We start from the raw sequence: 2199 nt of genomic DNA, 5'->3' as shown, positions 1-2199 counted from the left end.
CCGGGGCACGGAAGCGCTCGTCCTGCTCGATGGGCCCGAGGCCGAGCGCCCGGCAGACCGCGCTCCAGCGATGGTTGTAGATCCAGATGCAGACCCAGCCGTCGCGGCAGCGCACCTGGCCGGCCGGGATGTTCGGGTCGCCCCGGCCCTTCACCGTGCCGTTGTAGATATGCTGCAGCACATAGGGGAAGCACATCGCCGCGGCGGTCTCGGCCTCGTCCACGGTCACGGCCTGGCCCAGCCCGGTCCGTTCCCGGGCGAACAGGGCGGCGGTGACGCCGACATAAGCGGCGACGCCGGCGGCGAAGGAGGCGCGGCGGCCGCAGCCATGGAGCGGCTCGCGGCCATGGGCGCCGTTGTTGTGCATCATGCCGGACAGGGCCTGCAGCACGATCTCCGGCCCCTTCCAGGCGGCAAGCGGGCCGTCGGCGCCGAAGGGGCTGACCACCACGGCGACGCAGCGCGGGCTGAGGCCCAGCACGTCCCGCGGCGCGGATCCCGGCGGCAGAATCGCGACATCCGCACCGCGCAGCAGCCCCTCCAAGGCCTGGCGCCCGGCGGCGCTGGCGGAGTCGAAGCAGACCGAGCGCTTGCCTGTGTTGAGATGAAAGAACAGCAGCGACCCGCGGTCGCCCGCATCGCTGAAGGGCGGCAGGCGCCGGAGCGCCGACCCCTCCGGCGGCTCGACCAGCACGACCTCGGCGCCGAAATCGGCCAGCAGCCTGGCGCAGTACTGCCCGCCGACGGTCTCGGACAGGTCGACCACGTTGAGCCCGGCCAGTGCAGACATGGCAGCGCCGCCTCCCCCGACTTTCCCTTTGGCCAGGACGATATCGAGTCTTGCATCCGTATGCAACACGCCGCCATAGTGCCGCAAGCAGGAACGACGGCGGCCGGGGCAGGCTTCCGCCCGCGCCCGTGCTATGGCTGCCGCAGGCGACAGCGAGGGGAAGCGACCTTGAGTTCCGGAGATCTGCGCAAACCGGTCACCGCGCGCCAGCTGGCCCGGATGATCGGCGTCAGCCAGTCCGCGGTCTCGCGCGCCTACACGCCCGGCGCCTCGATCTCGAGCGACATGCGCCAGCGGATCCTGTCGATGGCGGACAGCCTGGGCTACAGCCCCAACGCCATCGCCAGCACCCTGTCGAAGCGGCGCAGCAACATCGTCGGCATCGTCGTCTCGGCGATGCAGAATCCGTTCTACCCGGTACTGATCGAGAAGCTGTCGCGCGGCCTGCAGCAGGTCGGCCAGCAAAGCCTGCTGTTCAACCTGACCCATGGCGCCGACATCAAGCAGCAGTTGGCCGCCCTGCGGCAGTACAGCGTCGACGCCGTCGTCATCGTGTCGGCCGCCCCCCTCTCCGGCGCGGCGCTGAGCTGGGCGACCGAGGGCCGCACGACGATCATGATCAACCGCATCGTGCCGGATTCGGGTCTGAGCAGCGTCTGCTGCAACAATGCCGACGGCGCCCGTGCCATCGCCGACCATTTCCATGCGCTCCGCCGCCGCCGGGTCGCCTTCGTCGCCGGCGTGCCACATGCCAGCGCCAATCTCGAACGGCAGCACGCCTTCATCGCCCGCCTGGCCGAGCTGGGCATGACCCTCACCGCCTCCGTCTCGGGCGGCGAATACAGTTACGAGGCCGGCTATCGCACGGCGCTCGAAGTCGCGCGCGCCGCCCGCACCGAGGCGATCTTCTTCGCCAACGACATCCTGGCGATCGGCGGCATCGACGCGCTGCGGGACGAGATGGGCCTTTCCGTGCCCGGCGACATCGCGGTCGCGGGTTTCGACGACATCGCCATGGCCGGCTGGCCGCGCTATTCGCTGACCACCTTCCGCCAGCCGCTCGACGCGATGGTCGAGCGGACTGTCCAGCTGGTGACCGGCAAGGCGGAACCGGCCGAGACCGGCATCCACCTGCTGCCGGGCGAGCTGGTCGTCCGAAAGACCACCGCGGGGTGAGGTCAGGAGACGACACAGGCGAGCCGACAGCGTCATCTCACACCGTCTCGTGCGGCGCTTCGGACCGCATCCATTTCCTGCCGCCGGCTGTAGCGGAGTGCCTGTCCGTCAGCCTGCGCATCTAGGCAATCCGCACCACCACAACGTCCCGCGGCGGCAGGACCACTTCGCCATCTTCGATGCGGGCGCTCTCGGCCGCCCAGTGAGCCTCGCCGAGCCGGGTCGTTCCATAT

At 70.1% G+C, this 2199-nt stretch carries 2 protein-coding genes; one reads left to right on the top strand and one right to left on the bottom strand.

What is annotated here, in order from left to right; translation table 11 throughout:
* Positions 1–790, bottom strand: a 790-nt coding sequence (locus tag AC3XYG_RS39465; RefSeq protein ID WP_489145383.1) for a CoA transferase, incomplete at its 3' end; no start/stop codon positions are given.
* A gap of 168 nt (positions 791–958) precedes the next feature.
* Between AC3XYG_RS39465 and AC3XYG_RS39460 the strand changes: the two genes are divergently transcribed.
* Entirely contained in the window at positions 959–1966 is a 1008-nt protein-coding gene (locus AC3XYG_RS39460; protein WP_489145382.1) for a LacI family DNA-binding transcriptional regulator, read from the top strand.
* Positions 1967–2199 lie beyond the last annotated feature (233 nt).

The sequence above is a fragment of the Inquilinus sp. genome (genome assembly GCF_057815775.1).
Note: the sequence above shows the minus strand (reverse complement) of the source record. Positions and strands in the feature narration are given on the sequence as shown.